Below are 17,229 nucleotides of genomic sequence, written 5' to 3'. Positions count from 1 at the left end.
ACATGGATATTTCAAAGCAACCGGAACAAGTATTCCCCAGGATTCTCTTACCCTACACTTTGGGAGTGCTGATTTTTTATCATTTTAAATATGCCGGATTCCTCCCTTTATTGATCGGTCTCAATCTAGGTTTGCTCAGCCTGCTGTTCCTGCTGAACAATTATTACATCAGCATTAAAGCGTACCACTTTAAATCCGGAACTGGCTTGCTCTTTCAAGTTTTTTTCTTTTTTTTCGGTGGTCTATTGTGCTACCATCACCAAGACGACTTAAAGCCAGATGATTTCTCCAAATCAGCTAACCTTTATCTAAAAGTCAGGGTGATGAACGAACCCTATCAAAAAGGAGGTATCCTTAGATTTAAGAGCCAGGCCCTGTCGGCTTTTTTTACTGAGAGGCAAGGACAACAAAGAGGTCGATTTTCTGCTTCTCAACCGCTAAAGACCAAAACGGCATCTGGAAAAATGATGACCGCGGTTAAACTAAATCTCAAACAGCCCTTAGCCATCAACTACGGAGATGAGCTGCTGATGCCTGCCAGCTTTACCCAAATCAATCCATCGTTTCACTCTGCAGAGTTCGATTACCAGGGCTGGCTGGCCGCGCAAAATATTAGACACCAAAGTTTTTTATTACAAAATCAAGTAATGAAACTCGGTCTCAATTCTGGAAATTGGCTATTTAAATATGCAATTGCCCTCAGAACAAAACAGGTAGAGCGTTACAAAGCCTTGCTCCAGGACAATGCCGCAGTGGCCCTGGCCTCTACGCTGATCCTCGGTTATAGGGCTGACCTTAGCAAAGAAACATTTGCCGTTTATTCCAAAACGGGTACCATACATGCTTTATCGGTTTCAGGAATGCATGTAGGGCTAATTTATCTCATTTTAAACTATATCCTCGCTTTCCTTAACCAAAAGAAAAACTGGCAATATATGAAGCTATTTCTCATTCTTGGCCTATTGTGGTTTTATGCGTTATTAACCGGATGCACACCTTCCGTCTTGCGCTCCGTGATTATGATCTCCATATATTTAGTTGGAAAAACGTACTCCAGACCAGCAAATAAATACAACATTTTATCCTTCGCTGCTTTTGCTATGCTGCTACATGATCCTTTTTTAATCTGGGATGTTGGCTTTCAACTTTCCTTTCTCGCTGTTTTTGGTCTTTTATATTTACAGCCAAAATTACAGGATTGCTGGCCTATACAAAATAAATGGGCAAGTAAATTATGGGGGATGATTTCGATGTCATTAGCAGCACAGCTCTTCACCTTTCCCTTGTCTATTTATTACTTCCACCAATTTCCCTTTTTATTCCTGCTTAGCAACCTATTTATTCTCATTCCCATCACCTTACTCATGTACTTTGGGATTTTAGTGCTGATTCCAGGCCTGGATTTCCTTACTCCTATAGTCAGCTGGTTGATTCAATTTAACAACGCTGGTCTGCAATACCTTGCGGCCATTCCATATTCCAGTTTATCAGGAATTTGGATCAGTAAAATAGAATTATGGCTATTATCGATTTTTTTAGCTTTAGGTATAATGGCGCTAGTAAAGGGCAGCTCGAAGCTATTGATTACCGCTTTCGCTTTTTTCTTACCCTTACAATTTTCACTGAGCAGAACGGCAGTCCTCCGATACCAACAAGAGGAAATCATCCGTTTTCAGATCCCAAAACATAAAGCTATTGCATATGTTTTTGCGCAACACGCCACTGTTTACACTCTTTTAAAACAAGAAGACGATGCCTTTCAATATTTCATCCAACCTGTAATGGACTACCATCAAATCCGATTTTTAAAAATCATTCCAGTCCCTCCTTAGTTCTTCATTGATTTCCACACCTTTTAACCACAATGATTTGCTTTTTATTTACTTTTGAGTAGAAAAGTAAAAGAAATTTATCCCCAGATCCTATGACAGCGCCATTAGTTTTATATTCTGTTGAGCAACGCATTGCCACCATTTCAATTAATCGCCCGGAAAAGCGGAATGCTTTAAATCCGGAGCTGGTTACGCTGCTTAGGGAAACATTAATCGAGGCTTCCGAAGACGATGAGGTGAAAGTCATCATTTTAAAAGCAAACGGCAATACCTTTAGCGCAGGAGCCGATCTTGCTTATTTACAGCAGCTCCAGCAAAACAGCCATGAGGAAAACCTGGCCGATTCTGAAAACTTAAAGCGCTTATTCACCACCATCTATTACTTACCTAAAGTAGTGATTGCCCAGGTAGAAGGGCATGCCATTGCCGGTGGATGCGGACTGGCTACTGTTTGCGACATTACTTTCGCAGTACCGGAAGCCAATTTCGGTTATACAGAAGTAAAGCTCGGATTTGTTCCTGCGATTGTTTCCTGTTTTTTAATTAGAAAAACATCTGAAACAATTGCCAAAAGAATCCTGTTAACAGGAGAATTGTTCAATGCAAAACAGGCACTTGACTACGGATTGATCACTTTTGTAACAAACAAGGAGGACATTCGTCAGAAGGTAAAAGAATTTGCACTAAGTTTGTGTACGGAAACTTCCGCGAATTCGTTAATGGTAACAAAGCAATTGATTGGACAGACCACCAACCCTCAACTAGAGAGCTGCCTGTCTCTGGCGGTTCAGATCAATGCCAGAGTGAGGGACAGTGAAGATTTCAAAAAAGGTATTGCTGCCTTTATCAGCAAAGAGAAAATACAATGGTAATTAAATCATTCAATTTATCCGCACAGATACTAAATCAATACAAGCACGTATTAAATTAGCACAAACACTAAAAACTATTATATGTTAAAATCTATCAAAACCGGAGTTTTAGCTGCAATTCTTGTAAGTTCAGCCATCTTCGCAAACGCTCAAAAGAAAATCACCGAAGGAACGCTTACTTTCGGAATGGAGTATGCACTTACTCCCGAACAAGAGCCTATGGCTTCCATGCTTCCTACTGAATCTAAAATCAAGTTCAACGGCAACATATCGAGAATGGAAATGCAGCAGGGTCCAGCTACTATTACTGTGCTCGCTAACGTTGTAGATCTAAATTCTTTGGTCCTGATTGATGTGCCAGTTGCACAAATGCAATTTGCGGTAAAGGGGACTAAATCAGATTACGAAAAAGAGAAAGAAAACAATCCTAAGTTCAGTGATTTCAAAGCTACTGGAGAGAAGAAAATGATCTTAAACTATAACACTGAGAAATATACCTATAAGGACGACAAAGGTAATAGTTATGAATTATGGTCAACCAACGACATTGAACTTCCTGCAGGTTTAGTAGGCCGTGATTTCATCGGTGTTAAAGGTACTCCGGTTAAATTTACCAGCTTCAATAGAGGTGTAAAATCTACAGCCACTTTAAAAAGTCTGGTAGAAGAAAAAACTGGTCCTTTCAACTTAGATGTTCCTAAAGGATACGAAGTGAAAACGATGGAAGAGATTCTGCAAATGCAAGGTGGAGGTCAATAGCATTCGCTAAAATGTTTAGAAGCCTTATTTTTTTCCTCAGATTTTATATTTTCTGGTTGTTATTTTTCTTTACCGACCGGTTGATATTCCTTCTAATTTACCATAAAAAGCTAGCCATGGTTCCCTTATCGGAAGCCATGGCTACTTTCTACCACGCCTTACTATTAGACCTATCGATGACGGCATACCTTGCTGTCATTCCGCTTTTTGGCTATATGGTATCGCTGTTTAGTGGTTCGAAATCCGTAAATATCAAATGGATTTCTATCTACAATTTAATATTGCTGGTGATATTCAGCATCCTTTCTATTGTCAACTTTAACATTTACCGCGAATGGGGAACTAAAGTGAATGCCAAAGCTATCGGCTTTGCTTTTTCTTCGCCAGGAGAAGCGATGGCTTCCGGCGCTTCCTCCCCTATTGCACTATCTTTATTTATACTGATACTGCTCATTGCTGGTGGATATTTCTTACAAAAGCGATTGATTCCCAACCAGCTTTCTTTTCAGAAATCACCAATCTGGCTGCGCAGCTTAATTTCAGTGCTATTGCTTGCGCTTACTTTTATGTTTATCCGTGGAGGCTTCAAAGGCTCACCGATTACACAAAGTATGGCTTACTTCTCCAAGGAGCAATTGCTCAACCATGCTGCTGTAAACACAGAGTGGAACTTGCTTAGAAGTGCACTTTCTGAAAAAATGGCCAGTCATAATCCTTATATATCCTTGGATCCTAAAAAAGCAGATGAGCTGATTCAAAACCTCTATACGGCAGAGAAAGACAGCACAACTGCTATTTTAACCACCAGCAGACCCAATGTGGTCATGGTCATTATTGAAAGTTTTACTGCCGATCTTACAAAAACACTTGGCAATGAATCAGGCATTACCCCACATTTTGATTCGTTAATCAATAAGGGAGTATTATTTGACAATTTATATGCCTCTGGAAGCCGCACGGATAAAGGCCTTATTGCCAGTCTGGCGGGTTTCCCTACACTTGCTGCAGGCAGCATCGTGAAATGGCCAGAGAAATTGCAGAAATTACCCGCCATTTCCAGTTCGCTGGCCAAAAATGGTTACCATACTTCGTTCTATTATGGAGGAGAGTCCGAATTCGACAATTACAAAGCTTTTATCCTCAGTCATGATTATCAAAGGCTTATCGATAAAAATAACTTTACCGGAAATGCCCCGAAATCTTTCTGGGGACAATATGATGAGGCTGTCTTTGACAAGCAGCTGCAAGACCTGAATACAGAAAAACAGCCTTTCTATTCCACCTTGCTGACGCTGACCAATCACGAACCTTACACCCTGCCCGGTAAATCAAAATTTGGCAATTCCAACAATGTGGAGCAGTTTAAAAGTACGGCTTACTATACAGACTCTTGTATCAACGCCTTTTTAAACAACGCTAAAAAACAGCCCTGGTACAACAATACCTTATTTGTATTTGTGGCGGATCATGGCCATTTACTGCCTAAACAAAGTGACGATATTTCAACACCCGGCCGTTACCACATTCCACTCTTGTTTTTTGGGGAAGTCATCAAAAAAGAGTTCAGAGGAAAAAAATACAGCCGTGTTGGCTCACAAGTAGATATTGCCGCCACTTTACTTGCACAATTAAATATCACTGCTAAAGAATTTAAATGGAGTAAAAACCTGTTGAACCCTTATACCAAACCTTTCGCATATTTTAGCTGGGACAATGGCATGGGCTTTATTGACAATGAAGAATGTGTTACCTTTGATAATGTAGGAAAGATGACCTTATTTAATAGTAACGACAAGGACAAAGAAGGTACCGAGAAACGGTTAGACCTGGCGAAAGCTTACCTTCAAAATGTATATCAGCAATTTATAGCACTATAAAAAATGAACCTAAAAAACCTTTTTTTTAAACTGGCTTTCCTCCTTATTCTAGGAAGTTTCGGACAAAGCTATGCACAAAAACAATCTGACATTAGATGGGCCAAGGATGGCAATTCTTATTATCAGATCAAAGAATCGGGTATTGTAGCCGTTACCCTTCCTAAAAACGAGGAAAAGATCATTCTGGATCCTAGTTTCTTATATGCCAATGCCAGTAAAGGTTTAGGCGCCATTAAAGATTTTGAGATTTCTGCGGATGGGACTAAAATCCTCCTGTATACGAACAGCAAAAAGGTATGGAGATATGAAACCCGTGGTGATTATTTCGTAGCCGATTTGAAAACAAAAGAAATGATTAAAATTGGTAAGGACCAGCCAGCATCTTCATTGATGTTCGCCAAGTTCTCACCAGATGGAAATAAAGTGGCTTATGTGAGTAAGCACAACATCTATGTAGATGATTTGAGTACTCGCAGCACAAAAGCGCTGACTACTGACGGTACAGAACGCATCATCAATGGTACGTTCGACTGGGTGTATGAAGAAGAGTTTGATTGCAGAGATGGATTCAGATGGAGCCCTGACGGTGCCACGATTGCCTACTGGCAGTTAGATGCTCGTGACATCAGAAACTTTTTGATGATTAACAATACAGATTCCATATATTCTTTCAATGTACCGGTTGAATACCCTAAAGTAGGACAAAATCCATCTGCTTGTAAAGTTGGTATCGTAGACATTAACACCGCAGCTACCAAATGGCTGAGCGTACCAGGTTCTGAGGTTCAAAATTACATTCCTAGAATGGACTGGATTCCGAATACCAATGAGGTGATTCTTCAGCAACTGAATAGAGAACAAAATGAAAGTAAACTGTTTGTTGCCAATGCACAATCAGGAGCCGTAAAAAATATTTACACAGAAACTGATAAAGCCTGGATTGATGTTGGTCAGGGATGGAATTGGGTAAATGGTGGAAAAGAATTCCTTTGGTCGAGTGAAAAAGACGGCTGGCGCCATCAATACCGCATCAGTAAAGATGGTAAAAAAGAAACGCTGATCACAAAAGGTAATTTTGATGTGATCGAAACTGCTTTAGTAGACGAGAAAAACAATTGGTTTTACTACATGGCTTCTCCAGACAATGCGACTCAGAAATATTTATACAAAACAAAATTAAGCGGTGGCGGCAAACCAGAGATGGTAACCCCATCTATACTTCCAGGTACCCACAATTATGAAATCTCTCCGAATGGAATGTTTGCACGCCACAGTTATGGAAGTGCAACTGTACCTACGATTACGGAATGGATGAAACTGACGACTTTAAATCCTTTCACCATGGAAGGCAGCATCACCAATCAATTGGGTAGAATCAGGGCGCAGAAAAATCCGGTAGAATTCTTTAAAGTAACCACGGAAGATGGCGTAACGATGGATGGATGGATGAAAAAACCAGACAACTTCGACCGCACAAAAAAATACCCTGTGGTATTTTATGTCTATGGCGAACCCGCTTCACAAACCGTAACGGACACTTATGGTGCAGGACGTAATTTCTTGTACAATGGTGATATGGCAAAAGATGGTTACATCTATATTTCAGTAGAAAACCGTGGCGCACCAGCTCCAAAAGGTAGAGAATGGCGTAAAAGCATTTATAAATCTATTGGTACCTTAAACATCCGCGACCAGGCTATGGCTGCTAAAAAAATCCTGGAATGGAATTTTGTAGATAAAGAAAGAGTTGCTGTTTGGGGATGGAGTGGTGGTGGATCATCTACTTTAAACCTGCTTTTCCAATATCCTGAGATTTACAAAACTGGAATTGCGATTGCAGCGGTTGCCAATCAGCTGACTTACGACAATGTGTATCAGGAACGCTATATGGGTTCTCCTTTGAAAACTACTGAAGCGTATGTAAAAGGATCACCGATCAGCTATGCGAAAAACCTAAAAGGCAACTTATTATACGTTCATGGTACTGGGGATGACAATGTGCATTACCAGAATGCCGAAATGTTAGTGAATGAGCTGATCAAATTCGGTAAAATTTTTCAAATGATGTCTTACCCTAACCGTACGCACAGCATTAGTGAAGGTGATGGTACTTTCCAGCATTTATCGCTGACTTACACCGACTTTCTTAAGAAAAACTGTCCTCCGGGAGGAAAATAATTCCTATAATTAAAAGGATGGTCTGTAATTTACAGGCCATTTTTTTTTACTAAAACACCAGAATCTGGATAATATCGCTAATATGGCGCAAATTTTGATAAGGGTTGCACATCTCTGTTATAACACCTATTATCTGAACACATCGATACACATTAATGGATAACAAAGCTGAAAATCCAGCCATTCTACAAAAACAAGCCAAGCCGCCTGGAAAAATCACCAGGATGTTCCTGACACTTTATGACGTATGTCAGTTCGTCACCCGATTTTTCAAGGAAGGATTTCTTCCTCCTTATGAAGGAAAAGAATTGATGCGCCAATGTTATGACATCGGATATCGTTCCCTGGCTTTGATCTCCTTAACCGGATTTATTACAGGTATTGTATTTACAAAACAATCGAGACCCTCACTGGCAGAATTTGGTGCCACTTCCTGGCTGCCTTCTTTAGTCGGAATTGCCTTACTCAGAACCCTTGCTCCCCTCCTGACCTCACTCATTGCAGCTGGAAAAGTAGGCTCCAGTATTGGTGCCGAGCTAGGCTCTATGCGGGTAACAGAGCAGATTGATGCCATGGAAGTATCGGCTACCAATCCTTTTAAATTTTTAGTAACGACCAGAGTCCTCGCTTCCACCATCACCATTCCTATTCTTACTTTTTACACCGCAATGGTGGGTATGTTAGGTGCCTTGCTTAACGTTTCCCTATTTGAGGACACCAGTGCAAGAGCATTTTTCCAAGCTTCTTTAGAACAAATCACCTTTTTAGACATCACCGCATCCACCGTTAAAGCCATTATCTTTGGTTTTACCATTGGAATTGTAGGCTGCTATCAGGGTTATAATTCTTCCAAAGGAACAGAGGGTGTAGGTAAAGCGGCCAACTCCGCAGTGGTCATTGGGATGTTCCTCATCTTTATTGAAGAGGTAATTTCGGTACAGTTTTTTGGTTTATTCAGGTCTTGATCTTATAAATAATGGAACAAAAGAAACCCACCAATATGGATAAGGAAAAAGTAATAGAGATCAATGGATTATACAAATCCTTCGGTACCTATGACGTCCTTAAAGGCGTAGACCTAGATCTGTACAAAGGTGAAAACTTAGTGGTGCTTGGGAAATCAGGAACAGGAAAATCAGTATTGATTAAGATTATTGTTGGGCTGCTAACACCGGATCAAGGTGCTGTAAAGGTACTTGGCCAGATGGTGGATGAAATTAGTTACAAAGAACTTTTGGCCCTGCGCTTAAAAGTTGGTTTCTCTTTTCAAAACAGCGCGCTGTACGACAGTATGACCGTGAGGCAAAATCTGGAATTCCCTTTAGTGAGGAACCAGAGAAACCTGACAAAAGGAGAAGTGAACAATGCAGTAGAGCGTGTGCTTGATGCAGTAGGATTACTTCAAACCATCAATCAAATGCCATCAGAACTTTCTGGCGGACAACGAAAAAGGGTGGGCATCGCCAGAACATTGATCCTTCAACCGGAAGTGATGTTATATGATGAGCCTACTGCGGGATTAGACCCGATTACCTGTTTAGAGATCAATAACCTTATCAATGAAGTACAGGAAAGATTCCATACCAGTTCTATCGTCATCACACACGACCTGACCTGCGCAAAAGCAGTGGGCAACCGGGTGGCCATGTTACTTGACGGCAAATTTGAACGTCAGGGAACCTTTGATGAGGTATTCAATACCAATGATGAACGGGTAAAACCATTTTACGATTATAATTTTATACAATAACCATATGCAGGTAACAGACACGCGTCGCAAAGTAACAGTAGGAGTATTCGTATTCCTTGGACTACTCATTTTTGTATTAGGAGTTTTTACGTTGGGAGGCCAGAAAAAGACATTTGTAAAAAGCTTTACTGTTGATGTTGTTTTTAATGATATCCAGGGATTAAAAGCAGGAAACAATGTTTGGTTTTCAGGCGTAAAAGTCGGAACGATCAAAAAGATCCAGTTCTTTGGCACTTCACAGGTTCAGGTATTTTTAAGCATTGAAGAAGAAGCACATAAATACATCCATAAAGATGCCACCGCAACCATCAGCTCTGACGGGTTGATTGGTAATAAAATCATCGTAGTGACTGGTGGTACGCCTAAATTCCCTTTTGTGGAAGAAGGAGATCGCTTAAAAGCCAGCAATGCACTTTCTACGGATGACATTATGAAAACCTTCCAGGTCAACAATAAAAACCTGGTAGATGTAACTTCAGACTTTAAAATCCTAGCTAAAAACCTGGTAGAGGGAAAAGGTGCTGCAGGTGCTTTACTAGCAGATCAGCAGATTGCAGATAACTTTAAAGCGATCGTACAGAACTTAAAAGTGACCACAGAAGCGGCCAATAAAATGGCTTCAGACCTCAACACTTTCACCAGAAAGATGAATACTAAAGGTGGCTTAGCAGACAAAATGCTGACCGATACGATGGTATTTTCACAATTACAAGCTTCAGTGAATGAGCTGAAAAAAACCGCAAGTTCTGCAGCAGCTTTAACAGACAACCTGAATAAAGCCAGTTCGAAATTAAACCAGAGCGACAATGCCGCGGGTCTCTTATTAAACGACCAGAAAGCAGCAGATCAGATCAGGGTAATCATGCAGAACCTGGAAGGCAGCAGCAAGAAACTGGATCAAAACATGGAAGCTTTACAGCATAACTTTTTATTGAGAGGTTTCTTCAAGAAAAAAGCTAAAGCAGAAGCTGAGGCCGCAAAAACGCCAGTACAACCTTAAAATAAGGTTTCTAAAAATAAAAGGCCTGCTCCAGTTGTTCGAAAACAATAGGAGCAGGCCTTTTCTGTACCAGGTCAATCTATTGTTTTGTAAAAGGCAAAACTATTGGACACTTGTATTGTTTTTATAGGGAAGCAATTAATCTTAAATTACATACCATTATGGGCCTACTCAAATCTCTACTTATCGGTGCAGCAGTTTATGGGGCTGTAAAATATGCCACAAAAAAAGGCACCAACGGAAAATCTCTTGTCGACGAATTGACAGAACAGGCCCCGGAATGGCTGGATAAAGCGAAAGAATTTGGAAATGACCTGAAACAGCAATATCGTCAAACCACAGATCCTTATCAGGAATAAACGGCCTTAACTCTAAAAATCAACGGAATCCACTACTTCAACACTAGTGGATTTTGCTTTTCCCGGCAGTTGGGTAATTCATTTCTCCGCTTGGGTTGCCGATTTGGTCAGCTTGAGTAAAAAACAGACATTGCCACCCGGCTGTATTTATTATTTTTGTCCCAAAACCAGGCAAGCAACTGAGCCCCTCCTCTATTATAAAGCGCATTTTATGTATTTTGCCGATTAAAATCACCACATAGGAAATATGCTGAAACCCCGTACAATGTTTTCTAAACCTCTAAACAGACACCTTCGTTTCATTACGATTCCCTTGATCTTTGTGGTATTGAACTTATTGTCTTATTTCCTCAATCCCTATAGCCCTTATTATCAGCTATATTTTGAGAGACCTGCCTTAGAAATCATTACAGATGCCAGCTTAACACTCCTTTTCTGCGTATTAATTTTTGAGCTGAGTGTATTCAATTCTTCCATGCTGGATAAAGTAATTCCCTGGACAGAGCGTCCTTTTATGCGCTTCAGCATCCAGCTGCTCACGCAAATCGTATTCGTCATCATTTTGATGGTGCTCTTGTATTATATAGGATCATTGGTATATACCTATAAAGAAAAACCGACTTTCGAAGAAGAGCTGAACAGCATTCAATTCGTCTATGTATGTGTGATTATGGGGATCCTGATCAGTGCAGTGACTACCGGAAACTTTCTTTTACAAAAGTGGACGGCCACCATGATGGAAGCCACAGAATTGAAATTGAAAACAGCAGAATTCAAAGAGATTGCCATGCAGGCCGAACTGCAATCCCTAAAGCTGCAGCTCGATCCTCATTTTATGTTCAACAACTTCAGTACTCTTTCGGAGCTGATTTCTGAGGATCAGTTAAAAGCAGAGGTGTTCCTGAGAAATTTATCGAGAGTGTACCGGTACATGATTGCAAATCTTAAAAAAGACATTGTTTCGCTGGAAGAAGAGCTCAAATTCGTCGATGCTTATTTATACCTCATCAGGATCCGCTATGGAGAAAATGTGATTGTCTCCGTAGACATTAGTAATGACGATGACCGCGGCATCCCTCCCATCACCTTACAGCTGCTGATTGAAAATGCGATCAAACACAATGCGGCGACTAAAAGCAGCCCCTTACTCATAGCAATTTACAATACCGATTCCCACATTGTAGTGAGCAATAACCTGCAGAGAATCAAACTTTCCATTCCTTCTGCCCGGATCGGCTTACAAAATATACGAAGCAGGTACGCCTTGTTATCTGAGGATCTTCCATATATTTTAGAGAACGAAGAGTCTTTTGCGGTTTACTTACCTTTACTTCCATTATAGTCCCCGAAATATGAACATTCTAATCATCGAAGACGAAAAGCCCAATGCCAACAGACTGATTAAATTGCTGGCGGAATTGAGAGAAGACGTACATATTATGGGTGTATTGGGCAGTGTGGAAGAAAGCGTGAACTTTCTGACCCAGTATCCGCATCCAGATTTAATCCTGATGGACATCAGATTGGGAGATGGTTTATGCTTTGAAATCTTCCCAAAAGTGGAGCTTCATTGCCCGGTAATTTTCACCACCGCCTATGACGAATATGCCCTCCGCGCCTTTAAAATATACAGCCTGGCTTATTTACTTAAGCCCGTAGAAAAGGCCGAGCTAAAAGAAGCTTTGTGCATGTATGACCATGTGATACAGGAAACAAACCCCAATAAAGCCCTGGACCAATTGGTAGATTACATCAAATCAAAATCAGTAATTTACCGTTCCAGATTCCTTCTACCCTATAAAGACGGTTATAAAACTATTCTCGTTTCTTCCATTGACTACATCTATTCTGAGCATAAAATCACACACCTGGTGTTGGACGACCAGACCGATCTGATCGTACCCTTCACGATGGATGAACTGGAGGATCAGTTAGACCCGGTTTGTTTTTTCCGCGCCAACCGTCAGCATATGATTCACATCAACAGCATCTACTCCATTCATAACTATTTCAACGGCAAACTGAAGGTCATTCTGAAAAACCCGCTTGCTGGTGAAATCATCATCAGCAAGGAGAAGTCCGGGCAACTTAAAGCCTGGCTCGACCGATAATTTCGGTTATAGTTTTTCTACGTTTCAGCACCTAAAATATCCATTTCAGTCAAGTAATGGCATTTTCGCGCGGGATACAATTTATGTTTGCAGACATTTTAAATAAACATAAATTATAAAAGAGATGTTTTTCCCAAAAAACTTTAGAAACAATACCCGATATTTCTTGCTATTGTCCCTACTTTTTCCGGCCTTGTTTTTCAGCAGCTGTGGATCGAAAGCTGGACAGGAACAAGCAGGCGGAACTCCGCCACCAGCACCGGAAATCCCGGTTATCGCTGTGCTGGAACAAGCTGCGGTTACCTTTAATGAATATAGTGCTGCCATTGAAGGCAGGGTAAATGTTGACATTCGCCCGCAGGTAGACGGTTACCTGGACAAAATCTTTGTAGATGAAGGTGCCTACGTTAAAACTGGTCAGCCTTTATTTAAAATCAATGATCGTGTGTATCAGGAACAATTGAATACGGCCAATGCAGCCATGGAAGCTGCAAAAGCAAGCTTGCGTACTGCTCAGATTGAAGTGAATAAAATCAAGCCATTAGTACAAAACAAGGTGATTTCTGAAGTACAGCTAAGTACTGCAGAGGCCAATTACAATCAGGCACAAGCCGCGGTATCACAAGCAAAATCAACGATTGCATCAGCAAAGATCAATATTGGTTTCACGCTGATTAAAGCGCCAATTTCCGGCTTCATCGGTAAAATCCCCAAAAGAGTGGGTAACCTGATCAGCAAAGCCGATGCGGAACCAATGACTACTCTTTCGGACACGAAAGATGTGTATGCTTATTTCTCCATGAGCGAGCCTGCTTTTCTCCAGTTTAATGCACAGATTAAAGGTGCAAACATGACGGAGAAACTAAAAAAACTTCCTCCTGTAACCTTGGTACTAGCCGATGGCAGTACTTACCCTGAAAAAGGAAGAATTCAGCTGGTAGATGGTCAGTTCGACAAAAACACCGGATCAATCAGTCTGAGGGCAATGTTCCCAAATCCTCAAGGATTACTGCGTTCAGGAAACACCGGAAAAATCCGTTTGGAAGAGCAGCACGAACAAGTAGTCATGGTGCCTAAAGCCGCTACAATGGATATTCAGGACAAAATTTTTGTCTACCTGGTAGGAAAAGGAAATAAGTTAGAACGCAGAGCGATCAATATTTCTGGCAAAAGCGACAACAATTATCTGGTTAAAGATGGCCTTAAAAAAGGAGAAACGATTGTTTATTCAGGACTAGATGGTTTAACAGAAGAGGCGGAGATTAAGCCGAAACCCTTAAATGCGGACAGCGTTTACCGCGCTCAATAATTTACCAATTTAATATCAAAAACCACATGTTACAATCTATTATAAGAAGGCCGGTATTGGCAACGGTGATCTCTGTCCTCCTGGTCCTCCTGGGGATAGTAGGCCTTACCCGTTTGCCGATTACCCAGTTTCCCGACATTGCGCCGCCTACCATTTTCGTTTCCGGTGTATACCCCGGCGGAAACTCTGAGGCGGTTATCCGTTCTGTCATCACCCCGTTGGAAGAATCCATCAATGGGGTAGAAAACATGGACTATATGAAATCTTCTGCCAGTAATGACGGTTCCTTTTCAGTATCCATTGTATTTAAACAAGGTACAGACCCAGATCAGGCGGCAGTAAACGTACAAAATCGTGTCGCGCAGATCAACAGTCAGATGCCCCCGGAAGTATTGCAGGCAGGGATCAGTACCTCCAAACAACAAAACAGTAATGTGATGTACTTCAACGTTTATAGTGAAGACCGCACAAAATATGATGAGAAATTCCTGCAGAATTACATCAAGATCAACCTTGTTCCTGAGCTAAAAAGGATTCAGGGTGTAGGTCAGGTCCAGATGTTCGGTTCCAAAGATTACTCGATGCGCGTTTGGTTAAACCCGCAGAAAATGGCGGCCAACAACTTAACGCCAAGAGAAGTTACGGAAGCAATTTCAGATCAGAGTTTAGAGACGGCTCCGGGAAAATTCGGAGAAGAATCGAAAGAAGCAATAGAATATGTCGTAAAATACAAAGGCAAGCTAAACTTACCTGAGCAATATGAAGATCTGATCATCAAATCTACCGCTGATGGTGGTGTACTCCGTTTAAAAGACGTTGCGCGGATTGAATTTGGTGCCGCCAGTTATTCCAGTGATACAAAAATGGATGGTATGGACGCGGTCACCTTAGGTATTTTACAAGCCAGTGGTTCCAATGCGAATGAGATTGAAATTGCGGTCCGTAAATCTTTAATTAAAGCGGCGAAAGATTTCCCGAAAGGCATCAACTATGAAATTATTCAAAGTACAAAAGAGAGATTGGATGAATCGATCAGCCAGGTAAAAACAACCTTGATAGAGGCCTTTATCCTGGTATTTATTGTGGTATTCATTTTCCTGCAGGATTTCAGGTCTACCCTCATCCCCGCTATTGCCGTTCCGGTAGCAATTATTGGTACGTTTTTCTTTCTGCAGCTGATTGGCTTTACTGTGAACGTGCTGACCTTATTTGCATTAGTACTTGCCATTGGTATTGTAGTCGATGATGCAATAGTGGTGGTAGAGGCTGTCCATGCGAAAATGGAAGGCTCTGATTTAACTGCCCGCGAAGCTACCTATTCTGCGATGAGTGAAATCACAGGAGCGATTGTATCGATTACCTTGGTGATGGCGGCAGTATTTCTACCTATTGGTTTCATGGAAGGTTCTTCAGGAATTTTCTATAAACAATTCGCCTTTACTCTGGCCATTGCGATTCTGATTTCTGCGGTAAATGCACTGACCTTAAGTCCGGCATTATGTGCCTTGTTCTTAAAGAATCCGCATGCGGAAAAAGAAGGAAAGAAAACAGGCTTTTCTCAGCGCTTTTTCCGGGCTTTCAATACTTCATTTGACCGAATGACAGCAAAGTACATTGGCAGCCTAAAATGGCTGATCAAGTTCAAATGGGTAAGTTTAGGCGGATTGGCAGTCGTTACCGGAATTACCCTTTGGATGCTGAATACCACACCTAAAGGATTTGTACCGATGGAGGACGATAGTTTCATGATTTATTCCTTAACGATGCCTTCCGGTACAGGTTTAGACCGTACTACTAAGTTCATTAAAAAGGTAGACTCTACCTTCAAATCTTTTGAATCGGTAAAAACTACCACCAGTGTATCTGGATTTAACATCATGAGTAACTCGGCGAGTCCGGCTTATGGATTGGGATTTGTGAAACTGAAAGCACCAAAAGAAAGAGGTGAAGTACAGGATATGGACGCAGTATTAGGGATGGTCAATGCAAAAATGGCGACCCTGAAAGAAGGAACAGTGAGTGTATTCCGTATGCCTCCGGTTGCCGGTTATGGTGCCATTGGTGGTGTGGAGTTCGTACTACAGGACCGTACAGGTGGTGATCTGCAGAAATTCAGCCAAGTGGCCAACAAGATTGTCGGTGAACTATTTGGTGTGGATGGCGTTGCGGTTGCATTTACCACCTTTAAAGCGGATTACCCGCAATTTGAATTGGAAGTGAACGACCAAAAAGCCAAGCAACTGGGCGTAAGTGTCAGAGGTTTACTGAGCACGATACAAGTATATTACGGTGGTTCTCAGGCTTCAGACTTTAACCGTTTCGGTAAATATTACCGTGTCAATGTGAAAGCAGATGGCATTTACAGAACAGATAAAGAATCTCTGAACATGGTATTTGTAAAGAATGCCAAAGGTGACATGGTGCCTGCAAGTGAATTGGTATCCGTAAAAAAAGTATATGGACCAGAATCTGTAGACCGCTATAACCTGTTCAATTCCATCACCATCAATGCCATCGCCAAGCCCGGAGTCAGCAATGGAAAGATCATGGATGAAGTAGAGAAATTACTCGCAGAAAGGCTGCCAAACGGCTACAGCTACGAATGGAATGGCCTTTCCAGAGAAGAGAAATCTTCGGGATCACAAACGGTATTCATCCTTGCTTTGAGCTTATTGTTTGTATACTTCCTGCTGGCTGCCCAATATGAAAGTTATATCTTGCCATTGGCAGTAATGTTATCCATTCCTACTGGTCTATTAGGTGTATTTATTGCCATTAAGATTGCTGGAATTGACAACAATATCTATGTACAGATCGGATTGATCATGCTGATTGGTTTATTGGCTAAAAATGCGATTCTGATCATTGAGTTTGCTTTACAGCGCCGAAAAGAAGGCATGGATTTGATCCCTGCAGCATTAGAAGGATCAAGACTACGTTTAAGACCGATTCTAATGACTTCCCTGGCCTTCATTGCAGGTATGACCCCCTTGATGATTGCTACCGGTGGATCAGCAATGGGTAACCGATCGATCAGTACTGGTGCTGCCGGTGGAATGCTTGCAGGAGTAATTCTGGGATTGTTTATCATTCCAGTACTCTTTGTTGTATTCCAGTCTTTACAGGAAAAAATAACCGGGAAACCGGGAATAGAAAACGACCCACAGGTCAAATCTCATTAA

At 41.3% G+C, this 17,229-nt stretch carries 13 protein-coding genes; all 13 read left to right on the top strand.

All coding sequences use genetic code 11. The features are described from left to right. Positions 1-2: 2 nt before the first annotated feature. The 13 genes from H9X96_RS14340 to H9X96_RS14280 all read left to right on the top strand — a co-directional run bounded on the left by H9X96_RS14340 (position 3) and on the right by H9X96_RS14280 (position 17,229). Positions 3-1,832: a ComEC/Rec2 family competence protein gene (locus H9X96_RS14340; RefSeq protein ID WP_187666949.1), complete on the top strand. Its 1,830-nt coding sequence runs from the start codon at positions 3-5 to the stop codon at positions 1,830-1,832. Positions 1,833-1,924: 92 nt separating this feature from the next. Continuing rightward, positions 1,925-2,704, top strand: a complete 780-nt coding sequence (locus H9X96_RS14335; protein WP_187666948.1) for an enoyl-CoA hydratase/isomerase family protein — start codon at positions 1,925-1,927, stop codon at positions 2,702-2,704. An 81-nt stretch (positions 2,705-2,785) separates the two neighbouring features. Further along, positions 2,786-3,463, top strand: a complete 678-nt coding sequence (locus H9X96_RS14330) for a hypothetical protein (protein ID WP_187666947.1) — start codon at positions 2,786-2,788, stop codon at positions 3,461-3,463. Positions 3,464-3,579: 116 nt separating this feature from the next. After that, the gene (locus H9X96_RS14325) at positions 3,580-5,340 is read left to right on the top strand and encodes an LTA synthase family protein (protein WP_255431122.1); all 1,761 of its coding nucleotides are present in this window, start codon (positions 3,580-3,582) and stop codon (positions 5,338-5,340) included. 3 nt (positions 5,341-5,343) lie between these two features. Beyond that, positions 5,344-7,518 (top strand): S9 family peptidase, encoded by a 2,175-nt coding sequence (locus H9X96_RS14320; RefSeq protein ID WP_187666945.1) that lies wholly within the window; start codon positions 5,344-5,346, stop codon positions 7,516-7,518. Between the two features lie 155 nt (positions 7,519-7,673). After that, complete coding sequence (locus H9X96_RS14315; protein ID WP_187666944.1) at positions 7,674-8,483, top strand: ABC transporter permease; 810 nt, start codon at positions 7,674-7,676, stop codon at positions 8,481-8,483. Between the two features lie 11 nt (positions 8,484-8,494). Beyond that, positions 8,495-9,268 (top strand): ABC transporter ATP-binding protein, encoded by a 774-nt coding sequence (locus tag H9X96_RS14310; protein ID WP_187666943.1) that lies wholly within the window; start codon positions 8,495-8,497, stop codon positions 9,266-9,268. Positions 9,269-9,272: 4 nt separating this feature from the next. After that, positions 9,273-10,268 carry an MlaD family protein gene (locus tag H9X96_RS14305; protein WP_187666942.1) on the top strand — a complete coding sequence of 332 codons (996 nt, stop codon included), beginning with the start codon at positions 9,273-9,275 and terminating at the stop codon, positions 10,266-10,268. A gap of 161 nt (positions 10,269-10,429) precedes the next feature. Further along, positions 10,430-10,627, top strand: coding sequence for a YtxH domain-containing protein (locus tag H9X96_RS14300; RefSeq protein ID WP_062547638.1), 198 nt, complete (start codon positions 10,430-10,432; stop codon positions 10,625-10,627). A gap of 265 nt (positions 10,628-10,892) precedes the next feature. Next, positions 10,893-11,969 (top strand): sensor histidine kinase, encoded by a 1,077-nt coding sequence (locus H9X96_RS14295; protein ID WP_187666941.1) that lies wholly within the window; start codon positions 10,893-10,895, stop codon positions 11,967-11,969. Positions 11,970-11,979: 10 nt separating this feature from the next. Further along, a complete protein-coding gene (locus H9X96_RS14290) occupies positions 11,980-12,738 on the top strand; it encodes a LytTR family DNA-binding domain-containing protein (RefSeq protein WP_187666940.1) in 759 nt (252 codons plus the stop codon). Positions 12,739-12,862: 124 nt separating this feature from the next. Further along, positions 12,863-14,047 (top strand): efflux RND transporter periplasmic adaptor subunit, encoded by a 1,185-nt coding sequence (locus tag H9X96_RS14285; protein WP_187666939.1) that lies wholly within the window; start codon positions 12,863-12,865, stop codon positions 14,045-14,047. Between the two features lie 26 nt (positions 14,048-14,073). Next, positions 14,074-17,229 (top strand): efflux RND transporter permease subunit, encoded by a 3,156-nt coding sequence (locus H9X96_RS14280; protein ID WP_187666938.1) that lies wholly within the window; start codon positions 14,074-14,076, stop codon positions 17,227-17,229.

It is taken from the genome of Pedobacter sp. N36a (assembly GCF_014472395.1).
Classification (GTDB): domain Bacteria; phylum Bacteroidota; class Bacteroidia; order Sphingobacteriales; family Sphingobacteriaceae; genus Pedobacter.
The sequence above is the reverse complement of the archived record's forward strand: the minus strand, read 5'-3'. Positions and strand labels throughout refer to the sequence as shown.